Genomic DNA, 15,655 nt, shown 5'->3' with positions numbered 1-15,655 from the left:
CTCAAGGAAGCTTCAATGGACCAACAATCGACGCCCACGGGCTTGCACCGGGGCCTCAAGAACCGCCATATCCAGCTGATCGCGCTGGGTGGTGCCATCGGCACCGGGCTGTTCCTGGGCATTGCCCAGACCATCAACATGGCCGGGCCGTCGGTGATCCTCGGCTACGCCATCGCCGGCCTGATGGCCTTCTTCATCATGCGCCAGCTGGGTGAGATGGTGGTGGACGAACCGGTGGCCGGCAGCTTCAGCCACTTCGCCAGCCGCTACTGGGGCGGCATGGCCGGCTTTGTGTCGGGCTGGAACTACTGGGTGGTGTACGTGCTGGTGGGCATGGCCGAGCTGACGGCCGTGGGCATCTACGTGCAGTACTGGTGGCCGGGTGTGCCGACCTGGGTGTCGGCGGCGATCTTCTTCGTGCTGATCAACCTGATCAACCTTACCCAGGTGAAGGTGTTTGGCGAGATGGAGTTCTGGTTCTCGCTGGTCAAGGTGGCGGCGATCATCGCCATGATCGGCTTCGGTGCCTGGCTGCTGGCCAGCGGCAATGGCGGCCCTGATGCGGCCGTGGCCAACCTGTGGCAGCACGGCGGCTTCTTCCCCAACGGCATCGCCGGCCTGGCCATGGCCATGGCGGTGATCATGTTCTCGTTCGGCGGCCTGGAGTTGGTGGGCATCACCGCGGCCGAGGCCGATGACCCCAAGCGCAGCATCCCGCGCGCCACCAACCAGGTGATCTACCGCATCCTGCTGTTCTACGTGGGCGCGCTGGCGATCCTGCTGTCGCTGTACCCGTGGCAGAAAGTGGTGACTGGCGGCAGCCCGTTCGTGCTTATCTTCCACGCGCTGGACAGCAACATCGTCGCCACGCTGCTCAACGCCGTGGTGCTGACCGCCGCACTGTCTGTCTATAACAGCTGCGTGTACAGCAACAGCCGCATGCTGTTCGGCCTGGCCACCCAGGGCGATGCCCCCAAGGCGCTGCTCAAGGTCAACAAGCGTGGCGTGCCGCTGACGGCGCTGGGCGTGTCGGCCACCGCCACCGGCCTGTGCGTGCTGATCAACTACCTGATGCCCGGCCAGGCGTTCGGCCTGCTGATGGCCCTGGCCGTGGCGGCATTGGTCATCAACTGGGTGATCATCAGCATCACCCACTTGATGTTCCGCAAGGCCAAGCGCCAGGCCGGTGAAGACACCTCGTTCAAAAGCTGGGGCTACCCGTTCACCAACTACCTGTGCCTGCTGTTCGTGGCCGGCATCGTGCTGGTGATGTGGCTGACGCCGGGCATTCGCATCTCGGTGATGCTGATGCCAGCCTGGGTCATCGTGCTGGTGCTGGCCTACCTCTTCAAGCGCCGCGCCAAGGCCTAGGCCGGCTGGTAGCTGTCGATGACTTCCTGCGCCGCACGGAAGGCATCGATGGCTGCCGGCACACCGGCGTACACCGCGCAGTGCAGCAGCGCTTCGCGAATCTCCTCTACCGTACAGCCGTTGTTCAAGGCGCCACGCACGTGGCCCTTGAGCTCTTGCGGGCACTTGAGCGCGGTCAGCGCCGCCAGGGTGATCAGGCTGCGGGTTTTCAGCTCCAGGCCCGGGCGGTTCCACACGCTGCCCCAGGCGTGTTCATTGACGAAGTCCTGCAGCGGCTGGGTGAACTCGGTGGCGTTGCCCAGGGCGCGGTCGACGAAGGCGTCGCCCATGACCTGGCGGCGCATCTCGACGCCCGGTTTGTTGTGGTTGTTGGCGGTCATCAGCTTCTCCTTTCTCAATGTTGCCGGCGCCAGGCAACCAGCGTGCTGACCAGCACGAACAGGCCCAGCACCGGCAGTACGTAGAACAGCATCAGGTGTTCCAGCCGGCCCGCCAGGGGCATGCCGGTGGTGAAAGTGATCACGTGCAGCCCGTAGGCGGCGAACAGCCCCAGCAGCACCAGGCCTTCGGCGCGGGTGATGCGGTAGCCCGAATAGAACAGTGGCAGGCACAGCACGGCCACGCCGAGCATCACCGGCAGGTCGAAGTCCAGGGCGTTGGGCGACACCGACAGCGGCGTGGGCGCGATGACGGCGGTCAGGCCCAGCACCCCCAGCAGGTTGAACAGGTTGCTGCCGATGACGTTGCCCACGGCAATCTCGCGTTCGCCACGAATGGCGGCGATCAGCGAGGTGGCCAGTTCCGGCAGCGAGGTGGACACGGCGACGATGGTCAGGCCGATGATGCGGTCGGAGAAGCCATAGTCGGTGGCCAGTTCAACCGCCGCGCCGAGGATCAGGTGGCCGCCCCACACCAGCAGGCCCAGGCCCGCCAGGGTCATGGCAGCGCTGCTCAGCCACGGTGGTGGGCCCTGGCGTTCCACGGCGTGAGTGTGCACCCGGGGCCGATGGTGGCGCCGGGACTGGCGCAGCAGCAGGGCGAAATAGCCGCCCAGGCCCACCAGCAGCACGGCGCCTTCCAGGCGGCCGAGGGTCTGGTTCAGGGCCATGGCGAACACCAGGGCGCTGGCGCTGATCATCAGCGGGATGTCCAGGCGCACCAGCTGGCGCGACACCCGCAGGGGGATGATCAGCGCACACAGGCCCAGGGTGACCAGGATGTTGAAGATATTGCTGCCGAACACGCTGCCCACGGCAATGTCCGGCGCGTGGCTGAACGCCGCCTGCAGGCTGACGGCCATCTGCGGCGCGCTGCTGCCCAGGGCTACCACGCTGAGGCCGATGATCAGCGGGCGCACCTTGAAGCTGGCGGCCAGGCGCACGGCGGCGCGCACCATCAGTTCGGCGCCGAGGATCAGCAGCACGAGGCCGCCAGCCAGTTGCAGCAGGCTAAAGACGGTAAAGGAGTCCAGGTCGAAAATGGTAAAGCTCCGGTTTGAGGCCTAGTCGCTCAGACTTTGTACCCGCACTTTGGCCGAACCGCTACCGATCATGCCCAATTGTTCTGCGGCGGCATGTGACAGGTCGATCAGGCGCCCGCGGGTGTGGGGGCCGCGGTCGTTGATGCGCACTTCGACCTTGCGGTTGTTGGCAAGGTTGGTCACCAGCACGCGCGTGCCGAAGGGCAGGCGGCGGTGGGCGGCGGTCATGGCGTGTTGGTCGAAACGCTCGCCGCTGGCGGTGCGCTTGCCCTGGTGCCTGGCGCCGTAGAAGCTGGCGGTGCCCGTTTCATCGTAGCCGCGGGGGTCGATGTCGTGGCTGGCGCAGCCGGCGAGGAGGGTGAGTAGCAGGAGGGGGGCAACCAGGCGCAGCATGCAGCAATCTCCAGGAATAGGTTGAGCCCCGTAGCAGCTGCCGCAGGCTGCGTCCGGCGTTTCACCGAGGTGATGCCGGACGCAGCCTGCGGCAGCTGCTACGGGGGCGCCATTCAGGAGCTGTGGTGCCCCCTTGGCGCATCAGCCTTCGAGTTTGCTTTTCAGCAATTCGTTCACCTGTTGCGGGTTGGCCTTGCCCTTGGAGGCTTTCATGGCCTGGCCCACGAAGAAGCCGAACATCTTGCCGCGCTTGGCTTCGTCGGCGGCGCGGTACTGTTCGACCTGCTCGGCGTTGGCGGCCAGCACTTCGTCCAGCACCTTCTCGATGGCGCCGCTGTCGGTGACCTGCTTCAGGCCGCGCGCCTCGATGATCTCATCGGCGCTGCCTTCGCCATTGGCCATGGCTTCGAAGACCATCTTGGCGATCTTGCCGCTGATGGTGTTGTCCTTGATGCGCACCAGCATGCCGCCCAGTTGCTCGGCGCTGACCGGCGACTGCTCGATTTCCACGCCCAGCTTGTTCAGCAGGCTGCCCAGCTCGACCATGGTCCAGTTGGCGGCCAGCTTGGCGTCACCGCTCAGGCCTACCACTTGCTCGAAGTAGTCCGCCTGTTCGCGGCTGGAAGCCAGCACGCTGGCATCGTACGCCGACAGGCCGTACTGGCTCTGGAAGCGCTCGCGCTTGGCCGGTGGCAGCTCGGGCAGGGTGGCGCGCACGGTGTCCAGGAACGCGTCCTCGATCACCACCGGTAGCAGGTCCGGGTCGGGGAAGTAACGGTAGTCGTTGGCTTCTTCCTTGCTGCGCATCGGACGGGTCTCGTCCTTGTTCGGGTCGTACAGGCGGGTCTGCTGGATGACCGTGCCGCCGTCCTCGATCAGCTCGATCTGGCGGGTGATCTCGCTGTTGATGGCCTTCTCGATGAAGCGGAACGAGTTGACGTTCTTGATCTCGCAGCGGGTGCCGAACTCGACCTGGCCCTTGGGGCGTACCGACACGTTGCAGTCGCAACGCAGGCTGCCTTCGGCCATGTTGCCGTCGCAGATGCCCAGGTAGCGCACCAGCGCGTGCATGGCCTTGACGTAGGCCACGGCTTCCTTGGCGCTGCGCATGTCCGGCTCGGAAACGATTTCCAGCAGCGGCGTGCCGGCACGGTTCAGGTCAACGCCGGTCAGGCCGTTGAAGTCTTCGTGCAGGCTCTTGCCGGCGTCTTCTTCCAGGTGCGCACGGGTCACGCCGATGCGCTTGACGGTGCCGTCTTCCAGGGTGATGTCCAGGTGGCCCTTGCCGACGATCGGCAGTTCCATCTGGCTGATCTGGTAACCCTTGGGCAGGTCAGGGTAGAAGTAGTTCTTGCGGGCGAACACGTTGTGCTGGCCGATCTCGGCGTCGATGGCCAGGCCGAACTTGACCGCCATGTGCACCGCTTCCTGGTTCAGCACCGGCAGCACGCCGGGCATGCCCAGGTCTACCAGGCTGGCCTGGGTGTTGGGCTCGGAGCCGAACGTGGTGGAACTGCCGGAGAAAATCTTCGACTGGGTGGTGAGCTGGGTGTGAATCTCCAGCCCGATGACGACTTCCCATTGCATGTGAGTTTCTCCTTAGAAGCCTTCGGGCGAGCGGGTGTGCCAGTCAGTTGCCTGCTGGTACTGGTGCGCGACGTTGAGCAGGCGACCTTCCTGGAAGTACGGTGCCACCAGTTGCACGCCCACTGGCAGGCCATCGACGAAGCCGGCGGGCATGGACAGCCCCGGCAGGCCGGCAAGGTTGGCGGTGATGGTGTACACGTCTTCCAGGTACTCGGCGACCGGGTCGGCGTTCTTGTCGCCGATCTTCCAGGCCGGGTTCGGCGTGGTCGGGCCCAGGATCACGTCGACGTCGTGGAACGCGGCCATGAAGTCGTTCTTGATCAGGCGGCGGATCTTCTGCGCCTGCAGGTAGTAGGCGTCGTAGTAGCCGGCCGACAGGGCGTAGGCGCCGACCATGATGCGGCGCTGCACTTCACTGCCGAAGCCTTCGCCACGCGAACGCTTGTACAGGTCGGTGAGGTCGGCCGGGTTCTCGCAGCGGTAGCCGAAGCGCACGCCGTCGAAGCGCGACAGGTTCGACGAGGCTTCGGCCGGGGCGATCACGTAGTACGCCGGAATGGCGTGCTGCATGTTCGGCAGGCTGATTTCCTTGACCGTGGCGCCCAGCTTTTCCAGTTCCTTGATGCTCTGCTGGATCAGGTCGGCGATGCGCGGGTCCAGGCCGGCGCCGAAGTATTCCTTCGGCACGCCGATGCGCAGGCCCTGCAGCGAGCCGTTCAGGCCGGCGCTGTAGTCGGGCACCGGCTCATCGATGCTGGTGGAGTCCTGCGGGTCGAAACCGGCCATGCCTTGCAGCAGCAGTGCGCAGTCTTCGGCGGTGCGGGCGAAGGTGCCGGCCTGGTCCAGGCTGGACGCGTAGGCGATCATGCCCCAGCGCGACACACGACCGTACGTCGGTTTCAGGCCGGTCAGGTTGGTAAAAGCTGCCGGTTGTCGGATGGAGCCACCGGTGTCGGTACCTGTCGCAACTGGCAGCAGGCGAGCTGCCACTGCAGCGGCCGAGCCACCCGACGAACCGCCCGGTACGTGGGCCAGGTTCCACGGGTTCTTCACCGCGCCGTAGAAGCTGTTCTCGTTGCCCGAACCCATGGCGAATTCGTCCATGTTGGTCTTGCCCAGGCTGACCGCGCCGGCCTTGGCCAGGCGCGACACCACGGTGGCGTCGTAGGGGGCGGTGAAGTTGTCGAGCATCTTCGAGGCGCAGCTGGTGCGCACGCCCTGGGTGCAGAACAGGTCCTTGTGGGCCAGCGGCGCGCCCAGCAGGGCACCGGTTTCACCGGCGGCGCGACGGGCGTCGGCGGCCTGGGCCTGGGCGATGGCCAGCTCCGGGGTGACGGTGATGAAGCTGTTGAGCTGCGGGTCCAGCTGGGCGATGCGCGCCAGCAGGGTGCGGGTCAGCTCTTCGGCGGAAAACTTCTTGTCGGCGAGACCGCGGGCGATCTCGGCCAGAGTCATTTGATGCATGGCAGGCTCTTTTCCCTTTTAGTCGATGACTTTCGGAACCAGGTACAGGCCGTTCTCGACCGCAGGCGCGATGGCCTGGTAAGCCTCGCGATGGTTGCTTTCGGTGACCTGGTCGGCGCGCAGGCGCTGACTGGCTTCCAGGGGGTGGGCCAGGGGCTCGATGCCGCTGGTGTCGACCGCCTGCATCTGGTCGACCAGACCCAGGATACTGTTGAGTGCGTCGGTGGTGCGTGGCAGATCGGCTTCATTCAGGCCCAGGCGGGCCAGATGAGCGATTTTTTCCACGTCGGAGCGATCAAGCGCCATGGGTATCTCCAGTGGAAAACAGCACGGAATCGAATGAAGTGTCAGTCCGTGTGTTAGATTGTCGGAACAGAACGCCAATTCTACGGTCATATGGCCGCGATTGAGTGAGGGCCTGCTCGGAAAAACAGCCAATTTAACATATTGGCGCCTTGCCCAAAATCCCCGCCGTTGTTAGAGTTTGCCGCACTTTTTTACCCACGCGTTGCCTAGGGTCACTTTCCCATGTTCAAGAAACTGCGTGGCATGTTTTCCAGCGATCTTTCCATCGACCTGGGCACTGCCAACACCCTTATTTACGTGCGTGAGCGCGGTATCGTCCTGAATGAGCCCTCGGTAGTGGCCATCCGGACCCACGGAAATCAGAAAAGTGTTGTTGCCGTCGGTACCGAGGCAAAGCGCATGCTGGGCCGTACACCGGGCAACATTGCAGCCATTCGTCCGATGAAAGACGGCGTGATCGCCGACTTCAGCGTCTGTGAAAAGATGCTCCAGTACTTCATCAACAAGGTTCACGAGAACAGCTTCCTGCAGCCAAGCCCGCGCGTGCTGATCTGCGTGCCGTGCAAATCCACCCAGGTGGAGCGTCGTGCCATTCGTGAATCGGCGCTGGGCGCCGGTGCCCGCGAAGTGTTCCTGATCGAAGAGCCAATGGCCGCCGCCATCGGTGCCGGCCTGCCGGTCGAGGAAGCCCGCGGTTCGATGGTGGTCGACATCGGTGGTGGTACCACTGAAATCGCCCTGATCTCCCTGAACGGCGTGGTGTATGCCGAGTCCGTGCGTGTGGGCGGCGACCGTTTCGACGAAGCGATCGTGACCTACGTGCGCCGCAACTACGGCAGCCTGATCGGCGAATCCACCGCCGAGCGCATCAAGCAGGAAATCGGTACTGCCTACCCGGGCGGCGAAGTGCGTGAAGTCGACGTGCGCGGCCGTAACCTGGCCGAAGGCGTGCCACGTGCCTTCACCCTGAACTCCAACGAAGTGCTGGAGGCCCTGCAGGAGTCGCTGGCGACCATCGTCCAGGCCGTGAAAAGCGCCCTGGAGCAGTCGCCGCCGGAACTGGCTTCCGACATCGCCGAGCGTGGCCTGGTGCTGACCGGTGGTGGCGCCCTGCTGCGTGACCTGGACAAGCTGCTGGCCCAGGAAACCGGCCTGCCGGTGATCGTTGCCGAAGACCCGCTGACCTGCGTGGCTCGCGGTGGTGGCCGTGCCCTGGAAATGATGGACAAGCACACCATGGACCTGCTCTCCAGCGAATAACTTCGCTGGCGGCAACCACGGGGCCCGGTCTACAGTTTGCGCTGTCGACCTCGGGCCTGCGCCTGTCGTTGGCGCATTTCTGTCAATCTGCATCCGGGCCGGTTTGAAGCCGTATGAATGAGCCAATGAACATCAGCCTGGGAGGAGCGGCTTATTAAACCGCTTTTCTCCAAGGGCCCCTCGCTGGGCGTGCGCCTGTTGGTGCTGGTCGTGCTGTCCATCACCCTGATGGTGGTGGATGCGCGCTTCACCCTGTTGCAGCCGGTGCGCAGCCAGGCGTCGCTGGTGCTGATGCGGGCCTACTGGATCACCGACCTGCCCCAGCGCCTGTACCAGGGCGTGGCCAGCCAGTTTGGCAGCCGCACCGAGCTTGTGGCCGAGAACGAAAAACTCAAGACCGAAGCCTTGCTGCTGCAAGGTCGCCTGCAGAAGCTGGCGGCCCTGACCGAGCAGAACGTGCGCCTGCGCGAGTTGTTGAACTCCTCGGCGCTGGTCAACGAGAAGGTCGAGGTGGCCGAGCTGATCGGCATGGACCCCAACCCCTTCACCCAGCGCATCCTGATCAACAAGGGTGAGCGCGACGGCGTGTTCCTCGGCCAGCCGGTGCTCGACGCCCGCGGCCTGATGGGCCAGGTGGTGGAGTTGATGCCCTACACGGCGCGCGTGCTGCTGCTGACCGACTCCACCCACAGCATTCCGGTGCAGGTGAACCGCAATGGCCTGCGCGCCATCGCCAGTGGCACCGGCAACCCGGAGCGCCTGGAACTGCGCCATGTGGCGGACACCGCCGACATCAAGGAAGGCGACCTGCTGGTCAGCTCCGGCCTGGGCCAGCGCTTCCCCGCGGGCTACCCGGTGGCCACGGTGAAGGAAGTGATCCATGACTCCGGCCAGCCGTTCGCCATCGTCCGCGCGGTGCCCACAGCGGCGCTGAACCGCAGCCGCTACCTGTTGCTGGTGTTCTCCGACAGCCGTTCGCCCGAGCAGCGCGCCACCGAGGCCGCCCAGGCCCAGGAAGCCGCTGACCATCAGGGCCAGACCGCCACGGCAGGCGTGCCCGGCGCGCCGGCCGCAGCCCCGGCTGCCAGCGCTGCGCCAACGCCTGCGCCGGCCGCTGCCGAGCACCCGGCTGCCGCGGCCAAGCCGGCCACCACGCCTGCCGCCGCGCCGGCGAAACCGGCCGCCAGTGCCCATGGCACCTCCCGGGAGAGACACTGATGGTCAATAGCACCCGGCCGCGCAACGGCTGGTTCGTCTGGTTCACGTTCGTCCTCGGCTTGCTGCTGAGCGTGTCGCCGCTGCCGCAGTTCATGGAAATCCTGCGGCCGCTGTGGCTGGCCCTGCTGCTGACTTTCTGGACCCTGGCGCTGCCGCACAAGGTGGGCATGACCACGGCGTTCCTGCTGGGCCTGGCCGAGGACGTGCTGTACGGCACCTACCTTGGGCAGAACGCCTTGATCCTGACGCTGATCAGCTTCCTGATCCTGTCCCTGGCGCAGCGCATGCGCACCTTCCACGTATGGCAGCAGTGCCTGGTGATCCTGGTGATCTTCGGCCTGGGGCAACTGGCCCAGTTGTGGCTCAGCGCCCTGACCGGCAACCGCCAGCCCACCCTGGCCTTGCTGCTGCCGGCGCTGATGAGTGCGCTGCTGTGGCCATGGGTCAGCTTCGCCCTGCGGGGCCTGCGTCGCCGCCTGGGCATCAACTGAGCGCGGCGCGGGCTGACGCCCGGCATTCGATTTTCGACAGGGAGACGTCCTCATGCATCCGCTGTACCTGGCTTCCGGCTCCCCCCGCAGGCGTGAACTGCTGACCCAGATCGGCGTCGCCTTCACGCCCCTGAGCGCTTCCATCGACGAAACCCCGCTGCCCGGCGAAAGCCCGCTGGCCTATGTGGAGCGCCTGGCGCTGGGCAAGGCCCTGGCCGGCCTGGCGTTGCTTGACCCTGCCGACCCCGCCCCCGTGGTGCTGGGCGCCGACACCGCGGTGGTGCTCGATGACCGTATCCTCGGCAAGCCCGTGGACGAAGCCGATGCCCTGGCCATGCTCGCCGCGCTGTCCGGCCGCGAGCACCAGGTGCTGACCGCCATCGCCCTGGTGTCAGGCCAGCGCCGTGAGGTGCGCAGCGTCAGCAGCCGCGTACGTTTCCGCCCCATCAGCGCGCAGCAGGCGCGCGCCTACTGGGCCAGCGGCGAACCCCGGGACAAGGCCGGCAGCTACGCCATCCAGGGCCTGGCCGCGATATTCGTCGAAAGCCTCGCCGGCAGTTATTCTGCGGTAGTGGGCCTGCCATTGTGCGAAACCGCAGACCTGCTGGGCCATTTCGGCATACCCTGTTGGCAAGGCCAACAGACAGGCTGAGCGGCCGCCGCCAGCCTGTGAGAATGGAAACGTCGACAAGCGCGGCGTAATCCATCATTTTCGGTGACTACCTTTGACGAGACCCTGCCATGAGTGAAGAGATTCTGATCAACATCACGCCAATGGAATCGCGCGTGGCGGTGGTAGAGAACGGTGTTCTGCAGGAAGTCCATGTCGAGCGCACCCAGCGCCGCGGCATCGTCGGCAATATCTACAAGGGCAAGGTGGTGCGCGTGCTGCCGGGCATGCAGGCGGCGTTCGTCGACATCGGCCTGGAACGTGCGGCGTTCATCCACGCCTCGGAAATTTCCCTGCGCGAAGGCTCGGCGGTGGAAACCATCAGCGCCCTGGTGCACGAAGGGCAGAGCCTGGTGGTGCAGGTCACCAAGGACCCCATCGGCTCCAAGGGCGCGCGCCTGACCACGCAGCTGTCGATTCCCTCGCGCTACCTGGTGTACATGCCGCGCACCAGCCATGTCGGCATTTCCCTGAAGATCGAGGACGAAGCCGAGCGCGAGCGCCTGAAGAAGGTGGTCAGCGACTGCGTGGCCCAGGAAGGCATCAAGGAAGCTGGCGGCTTCATCCTGCGCACCGCAGCCGAGGGCGCCGGCGCCGACGAGATCCTCATGGACATCCGCTACCTGCGCCGGCTGTGGGACCAGATCGGCCTGCAGATCAAGACCGTGGGCGCGCCGACCGAAATCTACGAAGACCTGGGCCTGGCCCTGCGTACCCTGCGCGACCTGGTCAGCCCCAAGATCGAGAAGATCCGCATCGACTCCCGGGAAACTTTCCAGAAAACCACGCAGTTCGTCGCCGAGCTGATGCCCGAGATCGCCGACCGCCTGGAGCACTACCCCGGCGAGCGGCCGATCTTCGACCTGTATGGCGTCGAGGACGAGATACAGCGCGCGCTGGACCGCAAGGTGCCGCTCAAGTCCGGTGGCTACCTGGTGGTGGACCCGGCCGAGGCCATGACCACCATCGACGTCAACACCGGCGCGTTCGTGGGCCACCGCAACCTGGAAGAGACCATCTTCAAGACCAACCTGGAAGCGGCCACGGCCATTGCCCGCCAGCTGCGCCTGCGCAACATCGGCGGCATCATCATCATCGACTTCATCGACATGGAGGATGAAGAGCACCAGCGCCAGGTGCTGCGTACCCTGGAAAAACAGCTGGAGCGCGACCACGCCAAGACCAACATCATCGGCATCACCGAGCTGGGCCTGGTGCAGATGACCCGCAAGCGCACCCGCGAAAGCCTGGAACAGGTGCTATGCGAGCCGTGCATCAGCTGCCAGGGGCGCGGCAAGCTGAAGACCCCTGAGACGATCTGTTACGAGATTTTCCGGGAAATCCTGCGCGAAGCACGTGCTTACCAGGCCGAAGGCTATAGAGTACTGGCCAACCAGAAAGTGGTGGACCGCCTGCTGGATGAAGAATCGGGCAATGTGGCCGAGCTCGAGGCTTTTATCGGGCGAACCATTCGCTTTCAGGTAGAGTCCATGTATTCCCAGGAACAATACGACGTGGTGCTGCTCTGATTTCGTTCACCCCCGCATGGCCTTGCGCCACTGACCTGACTGCCTGTTCCGGGACCCTCCGCGCATGGCGCGCCTGACCCGCCTGCTGGGCGCGCTGACCCGCTGGGGCCTGGGGCTGTGTGCCCTGGTGCTGGTACTGGTGGCGGTGTACGTAAGCCTGGGCCGGCAGTTGGTGCCCCTGGTCGAGCAGTACCGCTACGACGCCCAGGACAAGGCCAGCGAGGCTCTTGGCCTGCCGGTAAGCATCGGTGCCCTGCAGGGGCGCTGGAGTGGCATGGCGCCCGTGCTGATGGCCCGCGACGTGATGGTGGGCGAGGGCGACAGCGCCCTGCGCCTGGACCAGGTGCGCGTGGTGCCCGACCTGTGGGCCAGCCTGCGCAGCCGTTCGCTGCGCATCGCCCACCTTGAGCTCAGCGGCCTGCAGTTGACCGCCGAGGAAAGCCAGGACGGCCAGTGGTCGCTCAAGGGCCTGCCGGCCCAGAACAACGGGCCCATGGACCCGGGGCAGGTGCTGCAGCGCATGCAGCAGGTCAGCAAGCTGTCGGTGCTCGACAGCCAACTGACCCTGGAGCCCTACGACCATGCGCCCATGACCCTCACCTACGTAGGGGCCAGCCTGACCAGCGGCTTCAGCCGCCAGCGCCTGGACCTGCGCCTGACCCTGCCCGATGGCCAGCCCCTGGCGCTGAGCCTGCGCACCCGCATCGACGCCGCCCACTGGCAGGATGGTGAAGCCCAGGCCTACCTGAGCCTGCCCCAGAGTGATTGGGCGCGCTGGTTGCCGGCGCGGCTCACCCAGCAATGGAAGCTGGCCCAGCTCAAAGCCGGTGGCGAGCTGTGGGCACAGTGGGGCAAGGGGGCCCTGCAAAGCGCGGCAGTACGCCTCAACGCACCGACGTTCAAGGGTGCCTACGCCGACCGCAAGGCCATCAGTATCGACAACCTGGCCCTCAATGCCTGGTTCCAGCGCAGCAGCGGCGGCTATGACGTGACGGTCGATTCCCTGGCCATGAGCCTGGGCAAGACCCGCTGGGAGTCGCACCTGCAACTGCGCCAGGCCGACGCCACCGACAGCACCCTGCAGAACTACCACCTGCAGGCCGACCGCCTCGACCTGACGCCGATCACCCCGGTGCTCGACGCCCTGGTGCCGGTGCCGGACAAAGTGGCCGCAGTCATCGATGCCTTGAAGGTCACCGGCGGCCTGCGCAACGTGCTCCTCGACTACCGCCCCCAGGCCACCGGTGACGAACGCCTGAGCTTCGCCGCCAACCTCGACAACGTCGGCTTCCAGGCCACCCACGGTGCGCCGGCGGCGGGCGGTGTCAGTGGCGCCATCAGCGGCAACCTGGGCCAGGGCGAGCTGCGCCTGGCCACTGACCAGTTCATGCTGCACCTGTACCCGATCTTCGCCAACCCCTGGTACTACCACCAGTCCAACGCGCGCCTGACCTGGACAATCAACCAGGACGGCTTCACCCTGGTCGCCCCTTACCTGAAGGTGAAGGGCGACGAGGGCAACATCGCCGGCGACTTCCTGATTCGCCTGCCGTTCCACGACGACGTCGAGCCCTACATGGACCTGCGCGTGGGCCTGACCCAGGGCGACGGCCGCTTCACCTCCAAGTATTTGCCCCAGGTGCTCAGCCCGGCGGTGGACCACTGGCTGCGCACGGCCATCCTCGAAGGCGCGGTGGACCAGGGCTACTTCCAGTACCAGGGCTCCCTGAGCCACGCGGCGCCGGACCATTCGCGCAGCATTACCCTGTACTTCAAGGTGCATGACGCCCGCCTGGCGTTCCAGCCGGGCTGGCCGGAAGTGTCGAAGGTGGCGGGCGACGTGTTCATCCAGGACGGCGACGTGCGCATCCTCGCCAGCAAGGGCCAACTGCTCGACACCCAGGTCAGCAACGTCGAGGTCACCGTGCCCCACGTGCCGGCCGACCAGCACGCGCACCTGTACGTGAAGGGCGACTTCGACGGCAGCCTGGGCGACGGCGTGAAGATCCTCCAGGACGCGCCCATCGGCACCGGGCCGATCTTCGCCGGCTGGCAGGGCACGGGGCCGTTGCAGGGCAACCTGAACCTCGACATTCCGCTGGTCAAGGGCGAGGAGCCCAAGGTGGTGGTCGACTTCAACACCCAGGGCGCCGACCTGAAGATCAAGGAGCCGGCCCTCGACCTCAGCCAGCTCAAGGGCAACTTCCGCTTCGACTTCGACAAGGGCTTGAGCGGCCAGAACATCGCCGCCCAGGCCTTCGACCGGCCTGTCACGGCGCAGATCTTCGCCGAGGGCAAGCCGGGCAGCCCGCTGACCCGTATCACCGCCAAGGGCAGCATTGCCCTGCGCAAACTCACCGACTGGCTGCAGGTGAACCCCAACCTGCCGGCTTCCGGCGACCTGCCGTACCAATTGCAGGTCAACCTGGGCGGCAACAGCCAGCTAAGCATCAAGAGCGACCTCAAGGGCCTGGCCATCGACCTGCCGGCGCCCTACGGCAAGGCCGCCAGCGACACCCGTGATGCCCAGTTCCAGATGAACCTGCAGGGCGCCGACCGGCGCATCGACGCCAGCTACGCCGACCTGGCCATGCTCAGCTACCTGGCGCCCGGTGGCAAGCTGGCCGACGGCCGTGGCGAACTGCTGCTGGGCAGCGGCACGCCGCAACTGCCGGCCGACAAGGGCTTGCGGGTGCGCGGTACGCTGGACAGCCTGGACGTGACGCCATGGAAAGCCCAGGTCGACCGCTACGCCGGTGACGACCCCGGTGGCAGCGCTCGCCAGGCCCTGAACAGCGTCGACCTGAAGATCGGCAAGGTCACCGGCTTCGGTTTCGACCTGGACCAGGCCCGGGTCATGCTCAACCGCAGCTCCAGCGCCTGGAACCTGTCGGTGGACGCCAAGCAGCTCACCGGCACCGCCAGCCTGCCGGACGCCAAGGGCGTGCCGATCCTGGTGGACATGCAGGCCGTGCACCTGCCGGCCCCTGACCCGAAAGCAGTGACCGACGAGAACGCCCCCGACCCGCTGGCCTCGGTGGACCCGCGCAAGATTCCCGCCGTGGACGTGAAGATCCTCAAGCTGTGGCAGGGCAACGACCTGATGGGCGCCTGGGCGCTGAAAATTCGTCCTAACGGCAAGGGCATCGCCCTCAAGGACCTGGACCTGGGCCTCAAGGGAATCAGCCTGGTGGGGCAGGGCAGTTGGGAAGGCGCGCCGGGCAATTCCGCCAGCTGGCTGAAGGGCAGCCTCAAGGGCAAGAACCTCGCCGATGTGCTCAAGGCCTGGGGCTACGCGCCCAGCACCACCAGCCAGGACTTCGAGCTGAACGTGGACGGCAGCTGGCCGGGGTCGCCGGCCTGGGCCGCGCTCAAGCGCTTTTCGGGCAGCCTGGACGCCACGCTCAACCGTGGCCAGTTCGTCGAGGTTGATGGTGGCGCCCAGGCGCTGCGGGTATTCGGCCTGCTGAACTTCAACTCCATCGGCCGCCGCCTGCGCCTGGACTTCTCCGACCTGGTGGGCAAGGGCCTGGGCTATGACAAGGTCAAGGGCCTGCTGGTGGCCAGCAACGGCGTCTACGTGACCCGCGAGCCGATAACCATGACCGGCCCCTCCACCAACCTTGAGCTCAACGGCACCCTGGACATGAACCAGGACCGAGTCGACGCCAAGCTGCTGGTGACCCTGCCGGTGACCACCAACCTGCCAATCGCCGCGCTGCTGGTGGGCGCGCCGGCGGTGGGTGGCGCGCTGTTCCTGGTCGACAAGCTGCTGGGCGACCGCGTGGCGCGCTTCGCCAGCGTGCAATACAAGGTCGAAGGGCCGTGGAAAGAGCCTAAGATTACCTTCGACAAGCCCTTCCAGAAAGCGAACTGACAGCAGCAG

The 15,655-nt window shown here is 65.9% G+C and carries 13 protein-coding genes; 7 read left to right on the top strand and 6 right to left on the bottom strand.

Annotation, left to right across the window (positions count from 1 at the left end; all coding sequences use genetic code 11):
• Window positions 1-15 precede the first annotated feature (15 nt).
• On the top strand, window positions 16-1,371 hold the full coding sequence (locus tag RAM80_RS12745; RefSeq protein ID WP_416426895.1) for an amino acid permease: 1,356 nt from the start codon (window positions 16-18) through the stop codon (window positions 1,369-1,371).
• Here the strand turns inward: RAM80_RS12745 and RAM80_RS12740 are convergent.
• The 6 genes from RAM80_RS12740 to gatC form a co-directional block, all read right to left on the bottom strand.
• Window positions 1,368-1,751, bottom strand: a complete 384-nt coding sequence (locus tag RAM80_RS12740) for a carboxymuconolactone decarboxylase family protein (protein WP_416426894.1) — start codon at window positions 1,749-1,751, stop codon at window positions 1,368-1,370. The two genes, RAM80_RS12745 and RAM80_RS12740, sit on opposite strands and share 4 nt — an antisense overlap.
• A 14-nt stretch (window positions 1,752-1,765) precedes the next feature.
• On the bottom strand, window positions 1,766-2,818 hold the full coding sequence (locus RAM80_RS12735) for a calcium/sodium antiporter (RefSeq protein ID WP_416427469.1): 1,053 nt from the start codon (window positions 2,816-2,818) through the stop codon (window positions 1,766-1,768).
• A 54-nt stretch (window positions 2,819-2,872) separates the two neighbouring features.
• Window positions 2,873-3,244: a septal ring lytic transglycosylase RlpA family protein gene (locus tag RAM80_RS12730; protein ID WP_416426893.1), complete on the bottom strand. Its 372-nt coding sequence runs from the start codon at window positions 3,242-3,244 to the stop codon at window positions 2,873-2,875.
• Window positions 3,245-3,385: 141 nt separating this feature from the next.
• Window positions 3,386-4,831: an Asp-tRNA(Asn)/Glu-tRNA(Gln) amidotransferase subunit GatB gene (gene gatB / locus RAM80_RS12725; RefSeq protein ID WP_416426892.1), complete on the bottom strand. Its 1,446-nt coding sequence runs from the start codon at window positions 4,829-4,831 to the stop codon at window positions 3,386-3,388.
• 12 nt (window positions 4,832-4,843) lie between these two features.
• On the bottom strand, window positions 4,844-6,295 hold the full coding sequence (gene gatA / locus RAM80_RS12720) for an Asp-tRNA(Asn)/Glu-tRNA(Gln) amidotransferase subunit GatA (RefSeq protein WP_027976799.1): 1,452 nt from the start codon (window positions 6,293-6,295) through the stop codon (window positions 4,844-4,846).
• Between the two features lie 18 nt (window positions 6,296-6,313).
• Window positions 6,314-6,601 (bottom strand): Asp-tRNA(Asn)/Glu-tRNA(Gln) amidotransferase subunit GatC, encoded by a 288-nt coding sequence (gene gatC / locus RAM80_RS12715; protein WP_008371428.1) that lies wholly within the window; start codon window positions 6,599-6,601, stop codon window positions 6,314-6,316.
• Between the two features lie 222 nt (window positions 6,602-6,823).
• Here gatC and mreB point away from each other — a divergent pair, with 222 nt between their 5' ends.
• The 6 genes from mreB to RAM80_RS12685 all read left to right on the top strand — a co-directional run bounded on the left by mreB (window position 6,824) and on the right by RAM80_RS12685 (window position 15,646).
• Entirely contained in the window at window positions 6,824-7,861 is a 1,038-nt protein-coding gene (mreB, locus tag RAM80_RS12710; protein ID WP_008371426.1) for a rod shape-determining protein MreB, read from the top strand.
• 153 nt (window positions 7,862-8,014) lie between these two features.
• A complete protein-coding gene (mreC, locus tag RAM80_RS12705; RefSeq protein WP_416427468.1) occupies window positions 8,015-9,079 on the top strand; it encodes a rod shape-determining protein MreC in 1,065 nt (354 codons plus the stop codon).
• Entirely contained in the window at window positions 9,079-9,570 is a 492-nt protein-coding gene (mreD, locus tag RAM80_RS12700; RefSeq protein WP_416426891.1) for a rod shape-determining protein MreD, read from the top strand. The genes mreC and mreD overlap by 1 nt, the downstream gene beginning before the upstream one ends.
• Before the next feature lie 52 nt (window positions 9,571-9,622).
• Entirely contained in the window at window positions 9,623-10,222 is a 600-nt protein-coding gene (locus RAM80_RS12695) for a Maf family protein (protein WP_416426890.1), read from the top strand.
• Window positions 10,223-10,311: 89 nt separating this feature from the next.
• Complete coding sequence (rng, locus tag RAM80_RS12690) at window positions 10,312-11,769, top strand: ribonuclease G (protein WP_416426889.1); 1,458 nt, start codon at window positions 10,312-10,314, stop codon at window positions 11,767-11,769.
• 64 nt (window positions 11,770-11,833) lie between these two features.
• The gene (locus RAM80_RS12685; RefSeq protein WP_416426888.1) at window positions 11,834-15,646 is read left to right on the top strand and encodes a YhdP family protein; all 3,813 of its coding nucleotides are present in this window, start codon (window positions 11,834-11,836) and stop codon (window positions 15,644-15,646) included.
• The last annotated feature ends 9 nt before the right edge of the window (window positions 15,647-15,655 follow it).

The organism is Pseudomonas sp. App30 (assembly GCF_047947025.1).
Lineage (GTDB): Bacteria > Pseudomonadota > Gammaproteobacteria > Pseudomonadales > Pseudomonadaceae > Aquipseudomonas.
Note: the sequence above shows the minus strand (reverse complement) of the source record. Positions and strands in the feature narration are given on the sequence as shown.